Source organism: Oscillatoria nigro-viridis PCC 7112 (assembly GCF_000317475.1).
Lineage (GTDB): Bacteria > Cyanobacteriota > Cyanobacteriia > Cyanobacteriales > Microcoleaceae > Microcoleus > Microcoleus nigroviridis.
Genome location: NC_019729.1, coordinates 6,692,308 through 6,713,833 on the forward strand (window position 1 = coordinate 6,692,308; position 21,526 = coordinate 6,713,833).

At 44.2% G+C, this 21,526-nt stretch carries 16 protein-coding genes and 2 pseudogenes; 15 read left to right on the plus strand and 3 right to left on the minus strand.

What is annotated here, in order from left to right:
- Positions 1-15 precede the first annotated feature (15 nt).
- The 9 genes and pseudogenes from OSC7112_RS27840 (at position 16) to OSC7112_RS34805 (ending at position 7,800) form a co-directional block, all read left to right on the plus strand.
- Positions 16-474, plus strand: a complete 459-nt coding sequence (locus OSC7112_RS27840) for an ADP-ribosyltransferase-containing protein (RefSeq protein WP_015179026.1) — start codon at positions 16-18, stop codon at positions 472-474.
- A 7-nt stretch (positions 475-481) separates the two neighbouring features.
- Positions 482-688: a hypothetical protein gene (locus OSC7112_RS37355; protein ID WP_015179027.1), complete on the plus strand. Its 207-nt coding sequence runs from the start codon at positions 482-484 to the stop codon at positions 686-688.
- A gap of 107 nt (positions 689-795) precedes the next feature.
- Positions 796-996, plus strand: coding sequence for a hypothetical protein (locus tag OSC7112_RS27845; protein ID WP_015179028.1), 201 nt, complete (start codon positions 796-798; stop codon positions 994-996).
- A gap of 86 nt (positions 997-1,082) precedes the next feature.
- Positions 1,083-1,469, plus strand: coding sequence for an ADP-ribosyltransferase-containing protein (locus OSC7112_RS38695; RefSeq protein WP_015179029.1), 387 nt, complete (start codon positions 1,083-1,085; stop codon positions 1,467-1,469).
- A gap of 4 nt (positions 1,470-1,473) precedes the next feature.
- Entirely contained in the window at positions 1,474-2,193 is a 720-nt protein-coding gene (locus OSC7112_RS27855; RefSeq protein ID WP_223300705.1) for an opioid growth factor receptor-related protein, read from the plus strand.
- Between the two features lie 194 nt (positions 2,194-2,387).
- Positions 2,388-2,677: pseudogene (locus OSC7112_RS38700) on the plus strand (IS4 family transposase); the annotation flags it as partial.
- 48 nt (positions 2,678-2,725) lie between these two features.
- A complete protein-coding gene (locus OSC7112_RS27860) occupies positions 2,726-4,081 on the plus strand; it encodes a hypothetical protein (protein ID WP_015179031.1) in 1,356 nt (451 codons plus the stop codon).
- A 15-nt stretch (positions 4,082-4,096) separates the two neighbouring features.
- On the plus strand, positions 4,097-5,593 hold the full coding sequence (gene tnpC / locus OSC7112_RS27865) for an IS66 family transposase (RefSeq protein ID WP_015176254.1): 1,497 nt from the start codon (positions 4,097-4,099) through the stop codon (positions 5,591-5,593).
- Between the two features lie 107 nt (positions 5,594-5,700).
- Complete coding sequence (locus OSC7112_RS34805) at positions 5,701-7,800, plus strand: DNA/RNA non-specific endonuclease (RefSeq protein ID WP_015179032.1); 2,100 nt, start codon at positions 5,701-5,703, stop codon at positions 7,798-7,800.
- Positions 7,801-7,833: 33 nt separating this feature from the next.
- Here OSC7112_RS34805 and OSC7112_RS27875 read toward each other — a convergent pair whose 3' ends face one another.
- Positions 7,834-8,793: a pentapeptide repeat-containing protein gene (locus OSC7112_RS27875; RefSeq protein ID WP_015179033.1), complete on the minus strand. Its 960-nt coding sequence runs from the start codon at positions 8,791-8,793 to the stop codon at positions 7,834-7,836.
- A gap of 279 nt (positions 8,794-9,072) precedes the next feature.
- Between OSC7112_RS27875 and OSC7112_RS37360 the strand changes: the two are divergent.
- From OSC7112_RS37360 to OSC7112_RS37370, 6 genes and pseudogenes are all read left to right on the plus strand, one after another.
- Positions 9,073-10,265 (plus strand): annotated as a pseudogene (locus OSC7112_RS37360) (ISAs1 family transposase); the annotation flags it as partial.
- A 947-nt stretch (positions 10,266-11,212) separates the two neighbouring features.
- Positions 11,213-11,398 carry a hypothetical protein gene (locus OSC7112_RS40270; RefSeq protein ID WP_041622770.1) on the plus strand — a complete coding sequence of 62 codons (186 nt, stop codon included), beginning with the start codon at positions 11,213-11,215 and terminating at the stop codon, positions 11,396-11,398.
- Between the two features lie 137 nt (positions 11,399-11,535).
- Positions 11,536-12,183 (plus strand): hypothetical protein, encoded by a 648-nt coding sequence (locus tag OSC7112_RS27890; RefSeq protein WP_051041564.1) that lies wholly within the window; start codon positions 11,536-11,538, stop codon positions 12,181-12,183.
- Positions 12,184-12,457: 274 nt separating this feature from the next.
- Positions 12,458-13,953 (plus strand): IS5 family transposase gene (locus OSC7112_RS37365; RefSeq protein WP_150111533.1). Its coding sequence is split into 2 segments (ribosomal slippage): positions 12,458-12,890 and positions 12,890-13,953, totalling 1,497 coding nucleotides; the frame shifts between segments, so codons are not numbered across the junction.
- Between the two features lie 71 nt (positions 13,954-14,024).
- Positions 14,025-14,291, plus strand: a complete 267-nt coding sequence (locus OSC7112_RS27905; RefSeq protein WP_041622773.1) for a hypothetical protein — start codon at positions 14,025-14,027, stop codon at positions 14,289-14,291.
- A gap of 118 nt (positions 14,292-14,409) precedes the next feature.
- Complete coding sequence (locus OSC7112_RS37370; protein ID WP_339374335.1) at positions 14,410-14,961, plus strand: DNA/RNA non-specific endonuclease; 552 nt, start codon at positions 14,410-14,412, stop codon at positions 14,959-14,961.
- 69 nt (positions 14,962-15,030) lie between these two features.
- Here the strand turns inward: OSC7112_RS37370 and OSC7112_RS34815 are convergent, their stop codons facing one another.
- Together OSC7112_RS34815 and OSC7112_RS27920 are read right to left on the minus strand one after the other, a co-directional pair.
- Positions 15,031-15,747, minus strand: coding sequence for a pentapeptide repeat-containing protein (locus OSC7112_RS34815; RefSeq protein WP_015179034.1), 717 nt, complete (start codon positions 15,745-15,747; stop codon positions 15,031-15,033).
- Between the two features lie 47 nt (positions 15,748-15,794).
- Positions 15,795-21,269, minus strand: coding sequence for a WD40 domain-containing protein (locus OSC7112_RS27920; RefSeq protein ID WP_015179035.1), 5,475 nt, complete (start codon positions 21,267-21,269; stop codon positions 15,795-15,797).
- Between the last annotated feature and the right edge of the window lie 257 nt (positions 21,270-21,526).

A 21,526-nucleotide genomic window follows, 5' to 3' on the forward strand; every position in this document is an offset into this window, starting at 1 on the left:
AAGTGGGAATCTTCTATGACTCTCGCTGAGGCTGAAGAATATACAAAAAATAGCTACTACAGCGGACGCGTGCTCTATCATGGAACTAGCCCAGATGGTGCTGCTAGTATTGCGAATATTGGTGTAAATCCTGCTTACTTTAACAGAGGATACTCAGTGTATGGACCGGGACTTTATATATCAACTGATAGAAGGGTAGCCGAAATCTACAGCACCTCTGATGCCGTATTGGATCTAAGGTTAAATGTAAAAAATCCCAAAATATATTCACAGGATTCTGCATACAGGTCCAGCTTAGAAAACTACCGTTTAACTAATGGTTTACAGTTGTCAGACCAAGAGTTGATTAATCAATATGCAGAATATTTAAAATCTCAAGGTTACGATGCTCTTCAAATAGGAAATCCTCAAGTTCCTTCGAGAAAAAGCATCCTAGTTTTTGACCCAAAACAGGTAGTAGTTGTTCGTCCTTAATACTCCAATGAATAAAAATCTAATGAGCGAATATAGAGGGTGTCGTGGTTGTCGGCATTATTTAGGTGAGCTAGATTGCAGTGCCTTTCCTGAAGGAATACCTCTGAGAATACTATCAGGGGATATTCAACATACTGAAATTCTGCCCAAGCAGAAAAATACAATTGTTTATGAGGCAATTAAAAAAAGTACAACAGACAAAATGGAAGAGTAAAAATAAAATTGGCTGGGCAGAGCCAGACGCTAAAAACGTAAAAAATGATACGATATGTAAAAGTTTAGATTAATTTATAGATCGTATTGTTGTTGAGGATTAATCAAATGGCTGAATATGGAGGATGCCTTGGCTGCCGTCACTTCTTAGATCGCGTGTATGTAAACGAGATTCCAACTTGTCGCGCCTTTCCTGAAGGAATTCCACCAATTATTATCGTCGGAAAAGAACATACAAAACCTTTACCCGATCAGGACAATACAATTGTTTATGAACCAGCCGAAAAACCTTTTTGGCTGACGGAGTGACAACAAGAGTCAAAAGCCCCACCGGTGGCGGATTTTGACTCTTGTTATTGGCGAGGAAAATATAGAGGAAAACACGAGGATGAAGGTTGGTATCTTTTGACCAATGTACGAATATTGGCGTAAATCCCGCTAGGTTCACAAGAGGTTTCCTCGGAGAAGGTTTTTATTTGACAAATCGGGAGGAGAGGGCTAGTGATTTTAGCAGCGATGAGAATGGCAATCCAAGGGTGGGTCCAGTATTAAAGATTATGCTGAACGTAAAAAACCCCAAAGTTTATCAGAATTTAGATGAATTTGATGAGCGGGCAGCTAATTACGGTCTGGAAAATGGTCTACAAGAACCAGAGGCGACTGTTAGATATGTAGAGTATCTCAAATCTCAGGGGTATGATGCGATCTCGACTAGAGCCCCAGAAATGATGCAACATCATTTAGTTTTCGACCCCAAACAAGTAGTTGTTGTTGAGGATTAATCAAATGGCTGAATATGGAGGATGCCGTGCCTGCCGTCACTTGTTTTATCGCGTGTATAGTAGTGTAGACGGGATGCCAACTTGTCGCGCCTTTCCTGAAGGAATACCATTAATTATTTTCGTAGGAAATATACAACATACAAAACCTTTACCCGATCAGGACAATACAATTGTTTATGAACCAGCCGAAAAACCTTTTTGGCTGAGAGATCCAATTTTAGATTTTTATCTCGGCCAGCAGCCAAATTCGCAAGGTCGGGCGATCGAGGAGATTTGGTCGTGGGATTACCAGAAGTTGGAAGCGATACACGACTACATTCAATGGCTGTTTCCGCTGACAGAAAAAAGTTACGTCAATACGAGCGCTCCTACTTTGAACGATCGGGCGATTCAAGCTTTTAGAACAAGCGATGAGTTGAGAAATCGTTTAATTCAATCTCTCAAAGTCATGCTGGCTTTTTACGGGTTGGAATGCCGCACAGAAGAAAACGCGGAAATTGTCATTGCCAAATCTGAGGAATATTTGTCCAGAAGCCGAAAGTGGATTGAAAGATTGAATCACAATTACCTGCGCCTGACTAGGATACTGACAAGCTTGACAATTTTGGGATTGGAAAATTATGCTTTAGCTCTTTTCAATTGTTTGGATGAACTCTATAATGAAAACAAGGAAGTTATTGGTTTAACGACTTATAATTATTGGAAAAACGCTGTAAATAGTTGATAGAAGTAAATTGCAGATCGTATGCAGTACCCGAAGACCAACTACTCCCTTCCCGGTATAAGATTAGGTACTTCGGCTCTGTGACGGAGCGTATGCGTGAATTGAAAGCAGTCGATCGCCATACAAATTCGGAGGGTGGGAAGGGAGTAGGTGCGGGAAGAAAAATTACGGTTTCTCTGCGAGCGTTACCTCCAGGTGATGCCGTTGCCGATCGACTCTCTTTACCAATAGATTCGATTTCATTAGAAATGATTTACCGGGGTCTTTACCATTTTTATGTAGCCCGCCAACAAGGTAAGACAACTGACCCGCGAGAGTATTTTGCCTTGAAGAGAAAATCGAGATTTAGGTATTGTTAAATCGAACGCGAAAGCCCAATGTTAAGTTAATTATTGCGCGCTTGGACGATTGACAGCGAGGTCAAAACCAATTTTTATTTGAGACATCTTCTCAAACCCTCTTGACAACTGGCATACAAGCTTAACTTGTTACGAACCGGGCTCCCATAGGTATCGGTGGCAATCCGAAGGGTTTGGCGATCGCTTCGGCGAGAAATTGGCTGGAATTAAAAGGACCGATCGGGGATAGCAAAAACGATAGCACTCCTTTAATTCCTACTTTTAAGTGGGATTTGAAGGGTGAGGATGAATTTTGCGGGCTTCCCGGTTTTAATCCCGATACTGATGTTAGCGAGGTCAATCTTTATGTCAGCGTGTTCCCGCAGGGTGAGGGTTTGTTGCCGGGCGATCGGTGGTCGGGGTTAGGGAGTGCAACAACCGAACAGGATTACAATCCCAATCGGGTTCTAACTGCTAAATGGGAAAACGGTACGTGGACTTGGAACGGTATCAGTCAAGCGGGTTCTCCTGAGGAGTTTACTCTTTCTAATGACCGGATGTTGACGGCGGGTCAGAAGTATTATTGGGCTGTGGAAGCCGAGACGGATAAAGGGGAAAAGACAACTGCTTTTGGCAACTTTGAAACCTTACTGCCTGCGCCGATGAATAGCAGTAATACTTTCAGCAGCGTTACTGTTTTAACGCGGGGTATCGAACCAGAAAATCCGGCTAATTCCGAACACAGCCAACTAATTGACAGCCAACTGAATGGAGTAGCAAAACACATTTACGATGCGGGCGGTGCCGTTAAGAAATACAACCCCGCCACAGGCAAGTGGCAATCAGTTAGTCCCCAAGGAAACAACTGGATATTTGATAGCAATTCTCGCTCTCCCTCTGCGGGCAAGCCATTAGTGCTGCTGGCTAATTGGATGGAGGGGATCGAACAGCAAAGACTTTATAATTCAGGATTTGCTGAAGCAGCCGCAGATAGTTTATTTGCCTCAATGGTACAACTCGATTTGGAGAAAGGCGGTTCGATCGGCAGCCCGAGTGGTCTCTATGACAGTACGGGTAAATTAATCCGCACGAGCGGCAGTGTTTTCAACTCGCCGTTACATTTTGTTGGTTTCGGGCAAGGGGCAGTTATTAACAGCGAAATCGTTCAGCGTTTGGGTACGTTTTTCCCTAATGCTGGCGGTACGAGTCCGGCCAATCGCGATTTGCAAATGACGACTGTTGACCCTTACAATTACAAATCCACTGATTTATCAGGACCTTACCGTAACATTCTCGACCCGGAAATTCGAGTGTGGAATAATGTCACCTATGCTGACAATTACTACCAAACCAATGGTATCGGCAAGACGCTGAACGGGCGGGAACTTTCTGGAACGAATTGGAAATCGGATTGGAATGTATCGCTTAACAATCTGGGTAACTGCTCACCGCAACTGCGTTGCGGTATTGCTAATGATGGCAATCGAGCTGGCCTCTGTTGCATCTGTTGCAAGTGTAGTAAGGGGTTGAGCCAAAGCCGACGAAAATAGAGTATAGTAGCTTTCATGCTTAAAACACCAGCACTGACCAGCGAACCACCAGAGATAGCCATCGCAGTAGAGCAGATGGCACAGACAATGCTGTCATTAGGAGAATGGCTGCTCAAGCAACAACAGCAACTCAAACAGCAACAGCGAAAACTGGCAGAAAAACAGCAGCTTATCGAAGAACAACAACAGGAAATCGAACAGTTAAAAGAAGCATTATCCAAGCTGAAAAACCGCTCCTCATCAAACAGTTCTATCCCTCCATCAGCCGACCAAATTAAAAAACCTAGCGACAAAAGCAAGCGAAAAAAAGGAAAAAAACGCGGTCCAAAATACGACCATCCGGGCAAGACACGAAATGGATTTGGCGAACCCGACCACATCATTGAGTTACAACCCGAGCGATGTCCAGTTTGTCAGGCAGGAGTTGAGGCGATCACAACAACACCAACCAAAGTGCAACAAGTAGCCGAATTGGTAGAGCAACCAGTAGAAATCAGAGAATACCGTCGCCCATTATGTCAGTGTGTTGATTGTGGCTGGTCGGGATACTCTCAACTACCACCCTCCGTCATCGAAGGGTTTAGCTATGGTAGCAGGTTATGTAGCGTGGTGGGTTGGCTGGGATATGGTGGTAACTTACCCTGGAGAAAACAAGAATATTTTGTGGAACACGTCTTAGGAGTACCCATCTCTCAAGGAAGTTTAGCCAAAATGCAGCGCTACTTTCAGCAAAGTTTGCAGCCAATTTATCAACAATGGCTCACCTACGTGCAACAGCCGGGAGTGCGCTGCGTAGATGAAACAACTTACTGTATTGATGGCATCAAGTATTGGTTGTGGGTAGCCACCAGCGATCGAGTTTGTGTACTATTATTAGCTCCGACTCGGAGTAGTGCCGAACTTCAGCAGTTATTGGGACAAAACTTTGAAGGCATTCTCAGCAGCGATTGTTTCAGTGCTTACAACCGACAATCAGCAGCGGCGAAACAGAAATGTTTAACACATCTGGAACGAGATTTAGAAGCACTCAAGCTCAGTCGATTTGAAGCTAATCGTTTGTTTGCCCAAGGCGTGGGTGAGATTTTAACCACTGCCAGAACTTTGCACAGGGACTATCATGCTGGGAAATTGAGTTGCCTTCAACTCGCTGGCAATCGTTCGGTAATTGAAGCTCAACTGCAAGCAGTTTTGCACAATCCACCAGTTACGGGATGGCCTGCCGATGCCCAACGATTAACCAACCGAATGCAACGTCATTGGACAGAGTGGTTCACCTTTTTAGATTATCCACAAGTGAAACCTGATAACAATGATGCCGAAAGAGCTTTACGTCCAGTAGTTGTACATCGGAAAGTAACTGGCGGGGCGCGCAGCGATTGGGGCGCTCAACTGGTGGCTCAAATGTTCAGCTTTCTCGAAACAGTTCGGTTGCAAGGACATGAAGCGATCGCGCAACTTTATCAGTTACTTTGTTTAGCAGGTCGTAGTCCTCCGGGTTTACAGTTCAGTTGAACTTAATTGTGGGCTTGTGACGGTAGCTATTTTCAGTGGCAGCCTGCATTTTGAGCTTGGGAAATTTCCCGTTTCTACAAAACGCGCAAATTTTTCCATCACCATTTGTGGCTCCATTTGCGATACTGCAACGCAGTTGCGGTGAGCAGTTACACAATCTGGCTGGATTTACGCCGGATGATGGGGCCGGTGCTTCCCATCGGGCCACAGGGGCTTGGTATGCGGGAACGGCGAATCTCAATGAAAGCCGGCTGCCATCAGAAAATGGCGATCCGATTTACCGTCGCTTGGGCGATTTGTCAGCAAATAATATCACCGATGCGACTAAGACTTGGTATACTCCCGACCATACCAATGCTAATTTTACTGGCGGTAATGGTGACACTAATGCACCTTGGGAAGGAATCGGTACGGGTTGGTTTCACTCTGTTTTAGGGGGAGGTTCTCAACTGCGTCCCTACGACTTTGGCGGCAAGAAAGGGAAAACTGAGTTGGGTAATTTTGAGGATTACCTGAACAATAATCGGGCTGCTGTTTACGAGGATAATACCTACACAGATATCACTAAGTCCTTTGGAACTCGGATGCGGGGTGATTATGCGGTTCCGACTTTGTTTAATGGGAATTTTGATGCGATCGCTGGCAGAATCAGCGCTCAAAATATCCCTGGTTGGTCTTTATTTAATGGCTCATCTGATGATACTTCACAATCCAACTTAGTTGATTGGTATACCATCGGAGAGCAAGAGCAAAACACTGCCGGAAACGGTCTGATAGGTAGCGGTTATTTAGATGCCATAAGCTACGATGTAGCTCGGCCTAATTTTGCTTTGAGAATGGGAGCAGGTGGGGCAAAGCAAATAACACACAATTATTTTGTGATGCCAGAATGGGGAGATTTGCGGTTTAACCTCCATGCACCGTATCAGAATCCTGGAAAGCTTAAGGTTGTGTTGGAAACTCAACCGGAGATCGGCTCGGATGGACGACCAATAATTGGCAGTGGTACTCATGTTCTCAAAGAGATAGATCTGGCTGCCGATCCAGGTAATTCACTAGAAACATACGCAAGCGACATTGACAAAGTTGGTTTTGGCAGAGGAGGTTTTGAAACATTTCATGTAGATAGCGTTAAGCTAGATAAGTTTCGAGGTCAAGCCGCTAAGTTGAGGTTTGAAGTTGAGGGAAACACCAGAGTTTATTTAGATGATGTTTTCTTTAAGAGCAATCATCTAAAATTTGGTAATCCCTCTGAAGCTAGATACAACTCAGCACCCCCGAACTTTACTAATCCAAATACCACCAACTTGCTAATTGAAAAACCTCAATACGTGGTATCTTACGATCGCAGTAACCTGAATCCTGCGTGGGTAAGTTGGCAAGTCAATAAATCTTGGCTAGGTAATTCAACTCGCCCTGAGACTATCTTTGCCGGAGATCCTCAACTACCAGAAGGATGGCCCAAGATTGACACTAGCTACTATAAAAATGCTCAGAATTTGAGCTGGGGTTTCGATCAAGGTCACGGAATTCCTTCAGGGGATAGAACAAATCACGAAAAAGATAACTTGGCTACCTTTTTAGGAACAAATTTGATTCCACAAAGCGTAGACAACAATCGATTTTTTGGAAACCCAAACGATCCCGCACAAGCATCTGCTTGGTATAACGTAGAACAACTGACGCGGAATCTCGCTAAACAAGGTAAAGAAATTTACGTCGTTGCGGGCAGTTATGGCACAGATGGGAATTCCCAGAAGCGAAGTAATGCTCATCCTGATGAAATCGATCGAGGATACACAAATTCAGAAGCTTTTCGCGAAAACGGGATTAACATCCCTGCATGGACTTGGAAAACGCTTCTCATTATGGATCGCCCTGGTCAAGGTATAGCAGATGTCAGTCAAAACACGAAAGTGTATACATTTTTGACACCTAATAAAGCCGAACCATTTGCTAATTGGACTCTTACGGGACAGCCAGTACCTCATCCCTTTAATCAAATTCAAGATCGGCTAGGATTAACTGCTCCTCTCCCGGATATCCAAAATGCAGTTGAATGGCGCAATCCTTCTACTTGGCAGATCACAATCAATCAGCTTGAAAACCTAATTGATGGCAAAGGAGGTAGAAAGATCGACTTTTTGTCTAATCTTCCTGAAAACATTCAGACTTATCTCAAAGAGCGGTTAGATCCAATTATCTAATCCCTCAATCATCCTTCAAATCAGACAAAAAACTTATGTTTGATTTGAAGGATATATGTTAGGACCAACGATGACTTCTCCGTTTGGTAAAGTTGTATTGCGAAACAAGCCAGTTTGAGAGAAAAAAATCTTAGCACCAACTAGATTAGCGCCTGTGAAATAGACACCATCCATATCCAATGTCAATAAATTAGCATCCCTTAAGTTAGTATAGCTTAAATCTGCCGCATCTAGACAAGCATTATTAAGGTCAGCAGTGCTCAAATTTGCCCCCCTAAAATTAACTCTTGTCAAGTAGGAATATTGAAAATTGGCACCGCTTAAGTTAGCATTAGCCAAGTGGGCATTCGGCATAATGATGTTATGTAAATCGACTCCTCTGAGGTCAGCCCGATACAAAACTATCCCCTCAAATCTTCTTTCTCCAGCAGCATAACGCTGCAGCAATTCCTGAGTTTCCATGACTCTACTTGGATCATTTTTAACCCTCCCATCTGGCATAATAGTATGGCAAAATAATGCACCTTCTGTGTTAATATTTTGCCAGCGAGCCGCACCAAAATTTGTACCAGTTAGATTCGTCTTAGCCAGGTTAGCATTATTTAAGTTAGCATTCTCTAAGTTAGCACCGCTCAGGTCAGCATTCCATAAATTAACATTAGCCAGATTCGCGTTGCTAAGATTTGCACCTACTAAACAAACGCTACTCAAGTTAGCATTTTCTAGATTCGCGTTACTCAAATTAGCCCAGCTCAGGTCGCAACCCTGCAAAATACTTGAGTGCAAATCGGAGCCACTTAAGTCGCTCTCAATCAAGTATTTACCTTGGATAACAATTCCTTCTAAATTCATCCCGGAAAAATCTCTCCATCCATCTTTGTACAAATTGACTACCTCCCAACCTTGCATTTCTGGCCAATGCTCGTTGAGACAAGGAAGCACGATCGCTTCGTCGTTTTCTTGTTCCAGGTCGAGAAATTCTTCGTCATTCATAATTTTGATGTGCGAGCTATTCACATTATAAATAATAGTATGTCATTAGCCAAATCAGATTACATTCTATAGCCAGAATTTCGGTTAGCCTTTGGTATTGATTCCTAACTTGACGATGACCCCTTACCAAACAGGGTTTAATTCCAGGGTAAGCTCATCTAATTTGGTATAAATTGTACTTGACAAAACAAACAAAATACACAGGGGAGCCCGCTCATCATTAACGGTTCTATAATGCCTCAAAAGCTAAGTCATCAAGGTAAGGAAAAGTTTATGGGTATGAGTAAAGGATTCGCTCCCTCTTGCGCGAGCGGAAAAATCCTCGCTCGCTCAACAAGTCAAAACCTATCTCTATGGAAAATTTACAAGCTGGCTTTTCAAATTATTTTGATGACGTACCAGATCCAAGAGTGGAGCGAACCAAACACCACTTACTCAAAGATATTCTCGTCATTGCCTTATTAGCTGTGATAGCCGGAGCCCATGGGTGGGAAGACATGGAAAATTATCGAATCAGTAAGCTTACCTGGTTACAAAAGTTTTTAAAGTTACCCAATGGCATCCCAAGTGACGATACATTCCGTCGGGTCTTTGAAAAGCTAGATCCAAAAATTTTATCTTCAAAAATTGCGAACATGGATGAACCAATTAATCGGGTCAGTTGCTCAAGAAGTGATCCCGATTGATGGAAAAAGTCTGAGAGGGTCTTATGACCGAACAAAAGGGGTAAAAAACTTACATTTAGTGACGGCATGGGCGAGTGAACATCGGTTAGTCTTGGGACAAGTCAAAGTTGAAGACCATTCAAATGAAATCACAGCCATCCCGGCATTGTTGGAATTAATTGACATCACCGGAGCCATTATTACGATTGATGCGATGGGGACTCAAGCCGAAATTGTTCGCTTAATTCGTGAGAAAAAAGGCGATTATTTAGTCACCTTAAAAAGTAATCACCCAACTCTTTATAATCAAGTTAAAACCTGTTTGAGATGGCTAAATATCAACAGTTTGAGGGAATTGAAGTGAGTCATGATTTCCGCACAGAAAAGGGACATCATCGCGTCGAAATTAGAAAAGTTTGGGCGGTGCCAGTGGCGGCATTAGGAGGAATTTATAAACAAGAACAATGGACAGATATTCAGACTATTGTTTGTGTAGAACGAGTCCGTCATCTTTGGAACAAAACGACTCAAGAGGTACAGTTTTACCTAAGTTTTTTACCAGTTGATGCTCAGCTTAATGGTCGTGTAATTCGTCAACATTGGGGGATTAAAAACCAAGTTCATTGGACTTTAGATGTCACTTTTAATGAAGACAAATGCCGCATTCGGTCGTTAAACAGCCCTCAAAACTTGGCTCTTCTAAGACGAATGGCACTTAATGCCATCAATCAAGAAACGACTCTCCGACGTAGTTTGCGACAAAAAAAGAAACGAGCGGCGATGAATGATGACTATATGATGCAGATTCAAAGAGTGCTTGTGTCAAGCCTGATTGAGATGCTCTTACCCTGCGGGGGGAAAGAGCAGCGGACGTTTAGTTCTGTTGGGCGCGTTCCGGTGAGTTTTGATAATACGCTATCTGCTGGTATGCGGGGGGATTATGCGGTTCCTACTCTGTTTAATGGGAATTTTGACCAGTTTATTCCTAATAAAAGCGATGCTGAAAATTTGGGTCGGAATACTATCTCTCAGGAAATTCCTGGGTGGTCTTTCCACAATAGTGCCACATCAAAGTTGGTGTCACCTATTAACAACCTCGTAGAGTGGAGTCAGATAGCTCAACAATATCCCAATTTTTCCAATTACTTGAGCTTATTAGGTATTAACTCTCAAGCTCAAAATTATCAACCCAATTATGCTCTAAAATTAGGTGCGGGCGAGAGCATTACGCACAATCGCTTTGTCGTACCGGATTGGGGAGTATTGCGTTTAGATATTCACGTTCCAGAGTCATCTTTGAACAAAGGTGGAAGACTCAAGGTGTATCTGGAAGAAGTAGGTTCGCCGGAAAATGTAAAAATAGGAGAAATTTCGCTAGAAGAATCTGAACCCACAATGGAGAAAGCCACAAGAACTAGCTTGAGAGAGCGAGAGCCAGATGGGAGTCGCCAAACATATGAGGTTAATATACCTGGCAATTACGGCTATGACAAGGATACCATTGGTTACGGCTCATCTGGCTTTGAAACTTTCCATATTGATGTACCTCCCAGCCTGAGAGGTAAAGCTGCCAAACTCACGTTGGAATTGCAAGGTGAGGAGCCTGTGTATATAGACAACGCATTCTTCAAGAGTGAAGTTCTCAAGTGGGGGAATCCTACTGAAGCCAGAAACGATCTTCAGTTTGAAAATAACTTTTTGATTAAAAAGCCTCAATACACCCTTTCTTATAACCGCAGCAAAAACACCATTAATTGGGTTGTTGGAAATTAGATAAAACGTGGTTGGGAGATATTAAAATACCGCTGTTCTTTGGCTTTGCCCAAGACACGGAATTAGTTAAAACTGGCTGGTATTCGGTAAAAGATAGTGACTATGATGCGCTTTATCTCAAAGATAAAGACTGGGGGGGTGACGACCCGCCCCAAACCCATAGTTAGTAAGGATTGAGCCAACTTGTGGTAAAAAAAGATAGGCAGCAGAGTTGTTACACGCTTGCCTATCCAAAAAAATAATGATACCAAGATTCTACCAGACTCCTAGACAAAAACACCTGACGCCATCTCAGTTTTTGGTGATGACAATTTTGCTATCCTTGATGCAATCAGAAAAACAAGTGAGATTAGAGCGGCTCTCCCGAGTATTTCCCTGTCTAATTACAGCCGAAAGTCGGCGACGTAAATTACAAAGATTTTTAGATTTACCTCACTTAACAATCGAATTAATTTGGTTCCCATTAATTACTTATTGGTTGACCACTTATTGCCGTGTTGGTACTCGCTTATCAAGATCAATCGATCGCAGTCAATGGGGCTGTATTAATTTGTTCATGGTTAGCTTAATCTGGGAGCGAAGAGCAATTCCATTATACTGGTCATTGTTACCAAAATTGGGTAGCAGCAACTTCGAGTCACAAACGACAAATCTACAGCAAGTTTTACCATTGTTTTCAGAATATAAAGTCATCGTTTTAGGAGATCGTGAATTTTGTTCGGTAGATTTAGGAAACTGGCTGAAGGAAAAGGGTGTGTCTTTTTGCTTAAGAATAAAGAGGAATCATTGTATTGAAATAGAACATTTAGTTTGGCAGCGGTTAGATGAATTAGGAATAGTGCCGGGAACCTCTTTATATTTTCAAGGTAAAAGAGTTAGGAAAACTCGGCCTGCCACTGGATTTGATGTTGCAAGTAGCGTGGAAAAGAAACTATGGAGCATGGAAGGTTGATGAAGCATGGTTTATTCTCACAGATTTAGGTTCATTATCGGCAGCTATCGATGCTTACAAGCAACGGATGGGCATTGAAGAAATGTTTAGAGATTGTAAAACAGTCGGCTACGATCTGGAAGGAACTAGCTTAAAAGAAAATCGACTAATTAGGGCTTGCTGAATAAGTGCTGAAAGGTTCACCACATGAGGGCTGCGATCGCCCGAGCGTGGGTGGTGAGTGCAACAAATACAGGTAAAATAGTACAGAACCCTTGCACCACCGTTAACAGTTGTGTACCGAAAAGTTGACCCAGACGGCACCCCACCAGAAAGCTTTGAATTTCCTCATGGAGGAAAATTAGCCTCAGACAACCGTTGGGTAATGATGGCCCAATTGATACCGTGGTCAGAATTTGAAGCAGAATATGCTGAAAATTTTGCCTCATCTATAGGGGCACCCGCTAAATCATTTAGGATAGCATTGGGGGCATTAATCATCAAAGAGAAATTGGGAACTAGCGATCGCGAAACTGTAGAACAAATTCGAGAAAACCCTTATCTACAATACTTTATCGGTCTCTCATTCTATAGCAATGAGATTCCATTTGATGCCTCCCTATTGGTTCATTTTCGACAAAGAATCAGCGTCAATCTCGTCAATAAAGTGAACCAAAAGATGGTGAAGAATCTCCGAGAATCCCCGACACCTCAACCTGAATCAAGCAAAAAAAACCAGCAGAACTAAATGAGAGTGAAAATCAGGGAAAATTATTATTAGATGCAAGTTGTGCTAGCGCAGATATCACCTATCCAACTGACATAGGAATTCTCAATCGAACAAGAATGCAAACCGAAAAAATCGTAGATATCCTCTACGAGTCAATCAAAGACCAATGCCTGAAAAAACCCAGAACCTACCGCAAAAAAGCTCGTAAAGATTACCTAGCGATTGCCAAGCAGCGCCGACCGACGCAGAGCAAAAAAAGAACAGCCATTAAAAAGCAACTGCAATATATCAAAAGAAACCTAGCTCATATTGAGAAATTAATCGAGTTAGGCTCTCTTTTGGAGAACTTGAGTAAGCGACAATATAAACTGCTGCTAGTCTGTCAGGAAGTTTACCGCCAACAATCCTGGATGTACCAACACAAAACAAATAGAATTGACGATAGAATAGTAAGTTTAACCCAACCCCATGTTCGTCCCATAGTTAGAGGAAAAGCAGGAAAAGCCACAGAGTTTGGAGCCAAAATCTCAGCGAGCAGTTGTGACGGGTATATATTTTTAGATCGAATTAGTTGGGATAACTTCAATGAATCAGGAGACTTAATAGCCCAAGTAGAAGCATTTAAAGAATTCACAGGACATTACCCAGAATCAGTTCACGTTGACCAAATTTATCGCACTCTATCGAATAGAGCATGGTGTAAAGAAAGAGGAATTAGGATGAGTGGTCCGCCCTTGGGAAGACGACCAGCCCATGTGAGTAAAGCAACAAAAAAGCAAGCTCAAGAAGATGAGAAAGCTCGTCAAGCTATAGAAGGAAAATTTGGTCAAGCAAAAAGAAGATTTAATCTCGATCGAGTGATGGCTAAACTCGATAATACATCCCAAACAACGATTGCAATTGCTTTTTTAGTTATGAACCTTGTGGCTGGGTTATTGCGGTTATTGTGGCTTTTTGTGTGTCAATTTTTATTAATAACAACTGGAAAGAAGGCAACGATTATCAAAAGTTATATCCTGGTATTACAACTAAAAGAAAAACTTAAGTTGAGCGTAGGCTAGCAATAGCGCGATGGAACTTTTTTGAGTTTTTTGGACTTATTCAGCAAGCCCTAATTAACATAATTCTGCTCATGACACTCGCCTACAGTTCCGCAATATTTGAAGGCACGTCTCTTCGGAAAAAGCAGGTAGAAAAATATGTATGTCGGCGTCAAGAACCTAAAAAAAGATATCGAAGACGGAGTACATTTGGTATTGGCTTAGATGGAGAAAAGTGGGTTAATTATCTCGAACAATATTCTGATGTGGTGGAACAGTTAATAAAGTTAACTCCAAATAAACGTCGCTTTTATCAACAAGGTATGCGGGCTGCAACCCTGATTCGGTCTATCTCCTAGGCCTCTTTGTCACCCCCCCAGAGATAAAGATGGTCAAGTAGTAGACAACCGAAAAGGCGATCGGTATGCCGATGGATACGTAGATTTTGAAATTGATGGCAACGGGAACTACATTCCTATCCTCGGAATAGATCGGGGGCACCTGGCTCCGGTTGCTGATAGAAACAGGACAGCTAAGGATCTGTATGCCACTTTCTTAACGACGAACTTAGTTCCTCAAGAGAGCAGTAACAATCAAGGAATTTGGGAGACTATTGAAGGCCAAATCAGAGGTGTAATTAATTCGCCTAACTCAAGCGGTCTAGAAACCTATATGTTTGCCGGGGGATATGGGTACTATGACAATCCCAGCCAGCGTCCTTATACGGGGAACTCGCAGAATTCAAACTTAGATCCCCTCATCCAATTCCCAGTCGGTCTGTGGAAAGTAGTTATGACCAAAGACAAAAACACCGAACTCCCTCAGTATGCTCACTATGGTATCTATTTGGGTAACGACGCAAGAAGTGGGTATCAAAAACAATCGAGCCACAACTTGGGAAACTTGCTCAATGGAGATTTGCCAGATATATCTCCCCAATACCAATTCTTGTCTAACCTGCCAGAGTCTTTAGGCAAAGAACGGATTAAGAATACAATTTTTGAGCGCTTGCCACCAACGAGTGGTTGAGAGATTTATTCCCCAAGTCAGCCGGATGGTCAAATTCAACATTTATTGACCCTCTATCACTCTAACCATCTAAAAAATAGAACCTGTCGTATCGGCATCAAAAATTTTCACTCTCTCCAATTTAGCATCCGTAAAATTACACCGAATAAAGCTCGATTCTATCGCCCCACCTTTGCTAAAGCTAGCCTTGGTAAAATTGCAATCGATGAACATACATTGTTGAATACACCCTCGATTCCAGTTAACTTTGCTAAAATTGCATCTTTCTTTGGGAGGACAAAAGCTGGAGATAGCTTCCCTCATATCAGCCCGGCTGAAGTCAACATCAATACACTCACCAGTGGATACATCAGCACCTCTAAGCTTTGGCCTTTGTAGAACGGCTCCCTTTAGTCTAGCATCGCCTAAGTTAGCCCACTCTAGAACAGCTTTATTTAAGTTAGTTTGATGCAAGCGATCCCCGCAAAGTACAACTTTTCTCATATTAGCTCCGCTCAGGTTAGCTTCATTGAGTCTCGCAACTTGCAATATAGCTCCAGCCAAGTTGGCTGAACTAAAATTAGCTCCCATAAAATCAACGGCTTCTAGGTTAGCCCCTTCAAGATTAGCGTCACTCAGGTCTATGCAGCGCAGGTTGACTCCTCCAATTCTGGTGTTTTCTTCAGTTTGATATCGTTTGATTAACCCGTCAGCGTAACGTCTACCCAAAAGAATTCCACTTAGGTCAAGGCCTGCAAAGTCTCTTTCTCCCGCAGCATACCGTCCGATCAATTCTTCTGCATCCATAACTTGAATCCTTAATTTGTAACAGTCAACCGTCAACAATCAAATGACTAAAACTGAGGTTTTGCCGCCACCCCCTCACAGAGACGCCGATCGCGATCGCTCACATTAGGATTAGTTCTCAGATAATCCCCCACCCAGTCGCAGCCCCTCACCAGCAAATCGTCAAGATCCAAATTCCACAAAATCACCCGATTATCCCGGCCGGCAGAAGCCAGAACCTTCCCATCCGGGCTAAAACTCACGCTCATCACGCTATCCTTGTGACCCGTCAAAGTTTTCAGCAAAGTCCCGCTGCGACTCCAAAGCTTCACCTTATGATCGTAACTGCCCGAAGCAACCAACAAACCGTCCGGGCTAAAAGCAACGCTAGTCACGCTGTCGCTAGAACCCTTCAGCAGCGTCGCCACCAAAGTCCCGTCCACCTTCCACAATTTCACCGAATTGTCGTAACCAGCCGAAGCCAGCATTTTGCCGTCAGGGCTAAAAGCAACCCCCAACACAAAACTGTTGTGAGCTCCTTCAAAAGTTCTCAGCAAACGACCGTCCCGATTCCAGAGTTTGAGAGTACCATCATCGCTTGCAGAAGCCAGCATCGAGCCGTCGGGACTGAAAGTCACCCCAGTCACCCAGCCTGTGTGTCCCGTCAAAGTCTTAATCAGCCTGCCGTTTCTCGTCCAGAGTTTCACAGTCTTATCCTTGCTCGCCGAAGCGAGAATCTCGCTGTCGGGGCTAAAACTCACGCTCATCACGCTGTCGGCGTGGCCGTCGAGAGTGAACAGCACAGAAGGCGAACACGGGAATAGCGGAGCCGAAGGACAAGGGAGAATATTATTCATGCCATCTTCTGTCAAACTCCAGACTTTCACCGTTTTGTCGTAACTCCCAGAAGCAAGTAGCTTGCCGTCGGGGCTGAAACTGACGCTGGCGACTCTCTCAGTGTGTCCTTCCAAGGTTTCCAGCAAAACTCCCGTGCGGCTCCAGAGTTTGATAGTTTTGTCCGTAGAAGCAGAAGCCAGCCTTTGGCCGTCGGGGCTAAAAGTAACGCCTTGCACCCGGTTTTGGTGTCCGTCGAGGGTTTTGAGCGGCACGTCATCGAGTCGCCACAGCCTGATAGTTTTGTCAAAACTTGCCGAAGCCAAGGTTTTGCCTTCGGGGCTAAAACTCACCTGAGTAACTCGATCGGCGTGTCCCTCAAAAGTTCTCAGTAAGCGACTCTCTGATTTAATGTTGCTAGCATCGGTTGGGCGTTTGTCGCCAACACCAGCAAGATTCCAGAGTTTGACAGTCCCGTCTGCACTTCCAGAAGCAAGTGTTTGACCGTCGGGGGAGAAACTGACACCAAATACCCACTTGCTGTGTCCCCGCAAAGTTGTTAGCAGTTCAGCTTTTTTTGCTGGTGTTGAATTTTCTGTTTGTGGGTGTTTTAGTGCAGCGATGCTCCAGATTTTCACCGTTTTATCTTCACCCGCACTGGCGATCGTTTCACCATCGGGGGAGAAACTGACGGTGTAAATTTTCGAGGGTTGTCTGTTGTCGCTGTGCCATAAATTAGCGATTAACTTACCGTCGGAACTCCACAGTTTCACAGTACCGTCATCGCTCGCCACAGCGATTATTTTGCCGTCGCGGCTGAAGCTGAGCCAATTTACGGGAGCAAATTGTTCGATCGTTCGCAGCAGCGTGCCGTCGGTTTTCCAAAGTTTGATAGTTTTGTCTGTAGATCCACTGGCGATCGTTTGACCGTCAGGGCTAAAAGCAACGCTGGTAACGCTATTAGTATGCCCTTTGAAAGTTACCAGCAAACTGCCGTCTGTTTGCCAAAGCTTGACAGTTTTATCTAAACTTGCCGAGGCTATGGTTTTGTTGTCCGGACTGAACGCCACACAGGAGACACTGTTAGTGTGGTCTTTGAAAGTTGCCAGCAAACTGCCGTCGCGCCGCCAAAGTTTGACGGTTTTATCTACACTGGAGGAAGCTATTGTTTCGCCGTCGGGACTGAAGCTAAGACCCCAAACTACATCGCCGTGTCCTTCCAAGCGGTTGCGTTCTTTGACTCCATAAACTGCCTGCTGGAGGGCGGCAGAAATCAGAATTTCGGTGTCTTTGAGAGTATACATTTGTTGGGAGTGTTCGATGTGTTTCCACTTTTTACCAGCTCTCAAACTTTCCATCATGGCGTCAAATTTGTTGTTTGAGAAATAAAGTGCTTCAGAAGCGGCTGTCAGGGTACTGATTTCGGCTCGCTGAGTTTGAGCGACAGCTAGCTGTTTTTGACCCACAGCCCGCCACCAAAAATTTACGGCGGCGATGGTGGAACTGGTTAGCAGCATGACGCCGATCACTGCTAATCCCAGCAGTTGTTTGAGAAAAGTATTGGCTCGGTAGAGCTGTGCTTGACTCATCTTTTTGTCCGCTTCTGCTTTGTGCAGTCTGGCTTCTAAGCCGAATCTTTGGCGGATCGGCCGCACTAAATAGTCGTGTACCAATTGATAGCGGTCTTCGGGCGCTTCCCGTAGCAGAAATAGCAAACCGTGACCAACTAAAATGTCTAAAATTAAGTCGAGGTTGTCGTTTTTCTTGGGTCGGCTTTCAGGGTCTTTTGCGAACTGTCGCTGTAGGGAAATTCTGCCGGTGCTGCCGATCGCCGATAATTCGGTTTCCCCAGCATCGGCTGGCTGCTGACCTGTAACTAACGAGAGTTCGTGTTTGGTTTTTATCAGGCGAACGCCTCTTTCATCGGTCAGGGAAAACAAGATTTTCCAAGCTGCGTCTTCGTTAACGGGCCCGCAGTCAGAGATGACTCTTTCGAGCGATCGTTTCACTAATTCTGCTTTGGGATTGTCCCCCAATTGCTGGTATTGTGCTAGACTGGTAATCCCTTCTTCTTGCAGTTGCGCTCCTACTACCTGCAATTCGATCGGCCGCACTTCTTGCAGTTCGTCTGCTAAATCTTCTACAAAGGCATCGATCAGTGCCGGCTCTAAATAAAATTCCGCCCGTTCTGTTAAGTGTCTGATGACAGCCCGCGCGTCTTTGATAGAAAAACTCCGCAGTTGGTAGCGGATACTTTTGTCGAGAATATTATTGTTAATAGCGTCAAGATTAGGGAAGCGGTCGCAATCTAGTAAGTAGTGCAAATAATCTTCGCGCAAGCAGAGAATTATCTTGACATAAGGCAAGTTTAAAAATACACGCAAAAAATTATAAAAAAGTTGTCTTTGTGCCACTGAAGTCGAAACAAAGAAAAACTCTTCAAATTGATCGAAAATCAGCACTGTCAACAAATTATTTGTGGCATTTTCGCGCAACTGATCTATGATAAAAGAAGAGACTTCCGAGCTGCGCTCACGAATAACCGAGCAACTTTTTTTGTGGATTTCCTGTAGTCCTTTCGAGAGTAATTTACTTTCCTCTTCGGCTTGTTTGTCGTACAGGGCGCTGTTCAAAGCATTTTCTAACTCCACCAGCCAGTCGGTGTAAACTTTGACTACTACGGGCAATGTATCCCGCGCGCCCGGAGTAATATTTTTCAAAGCTGGTACTAAGCCGGCATTGACTAGAGAACTTTTCCCGACTCCGCTGGGCCCGTGAATAATAGTTAATTTATGGTCGTCCCTGCTAATTCTTTCTAGCAAGTTATTGATATCTGTTTGGCGCGAGTAAGCTGTCATGGACGCTGCGATCGCGGCTTGGTTTTGAGCTGAGGGCCCCGAAGGATTGACGGCTTGGCGCTGCTGCTGCAATTGGCTGGCTCCGATAAAAGCTCTAAATCCGTATTGATATTCGATCGAACGCTGGGTTTTTTTAATCCGAAACGCTTTAAGATACTCTCCCTGCTCGAAATAAACCGCTTGCAATTCCGTCAAAATATCGATGTAAAGTCGGGGGTCGTACTTCGGCTCGCTTTGAGATTGAGCCAACTCCAAAGAATGAACCGCCGCTTCCCACTGGGCTAGCTGCCGCAAACTTCGGGCTAAAAGTAAAAGATACGAACTCCTGTCGGATTTGGGATGTTGGATTTGAGATTTGGGTTCGTTACTTGACTCGTTAGGGCCCAGAAATTCTGGATAATTTCCCTCAAACCCCAATCTCAAATCTTCAATCAGCAATCTCAAATCATTAGGCGTTTGATCCAAAATCGCCAAAGCCAACTCGGCTAGCTGGCGGGCTTGGCTCCACCTCGACTGTTGCAGGGCAACTTCAGCCAAAAAGCCGTAATCTTGAGCTAGTTGGCTGGGAGTACCGTAAGTGAAGTGCAACTGCAAAGAATTTTCAGCTAATGCTTGCAACTCTCCCCAAGCTTTCAGGCGCTGCAGCACTTCTCCGAGGTGTGCTGTCACCTCAGCTACCAATTCCGGGCGTGAGGCAAGGGAGAAAGCGTTTCTAGATTGTTCCAGGCTAATCCAAGCTTCTTCCCAGTGCTGGCGGTTGGCTACCGGGTTTCTGGCTGCTTGCAAGCGGTGACACAGGGCTATGTGAAACAGCACTATGCCTTCTCTCTCTAAGAATAAAATTTTGGGGACAGGCTTCGACAAGGAGGAGAAGGTTTCTGGGTTTTCGGAAAGTTCTAAGTTTGCCAGTTCCCAGTTGCCCGTTTTCTGCTGCCAAAATGCTAAACTTTCTTGGTAGTGAATTAAGGCAGTTTCGGTTTGGTCGCTCACATAGTAATCTCGACCCAGAACGAATTGCAGGCTGGCTTTGAGGGCGGGTTCTAATTCTTCACCGCGATTTTGTAAATCTCTTAAAGCTAATTCTAGTTCTCGGCGCGGCAAAGAGCCGATCGCCAAATCGAAGGTATTGCCCGGACTCAATGGCGAATACGAGTGGACATCTGATTGTCGTCGGTTTTGGGGCCCTGAGTTAAAAGTTAGAAAGCGTTCTCCAGGGCTGATTTCGCGCTCCAGGTCGCGTTTTTCGCACGGGGTTTCGCAGGTCTCACAATTAGCGATGGTGCTGACGTTGCTGCTGGCGAGTTCTTGATTGAGTTCGCCTATTTTAAATATAGTATCGGCCCGCTTAGCGAGGAAATTAATTAATTCGTCAACGCCCATTTCAAATTTAATTGTGGCGGCGGCCCAACTTTTGAAATCCGGGGCCAGACGAATCATTTTGGTCACGATGTCATCTGTTACCCACAAAATCACTGGGCAGGAAAAATTTTTGCGAAATTCGTCTCGCACTTGATTGGTAGAAGCCATCAGTTCGTCGATCGCTACTACTGTTTCTAAACCGAATACCATCAAAGCTGAGGCGGCACCGACAGGCGAGTACCCCTCCTGGAAACTGCTTGCCTGCAGAGTAGTGTAAAGGGTTTTAACTGAAGGTGGCAAGACGATATCTTGAATTGGAACTGGGGACACTTCTCGCAGCCGCCGCGCTATTTTCTGCCGCAACTGCTCGTAGTTGCAGCGCACCAAAATTAGCGAGAATTGGTGTTGAGACATTGTGATGGATCTGACCAGAGTTTTGAGCGAGCGCTCGTTGTAGTTGGCAGTTTCTTGTACCTTAATTAGATCGGTCATGCGTGCACCTCTTTTGCATTAATCAATTACCTAACGCTCGCCAATCGTGACTGAAAGCGTATCTACTTAGAGATAGCCGTCTCTGTCTGACGCTTTATCTCTGTATAAATACGTAGTTTTTCGTACTTGTCCTATCAATACTTACATAGTTATTAGGTCCAATGTAAAGATATCATACCTCTCAATCTCAGAGAATGCTAGACTTCCCAATAAAAATTTAAGGTTACCTTAGATTTTTTGATTCAGCTATATATAAA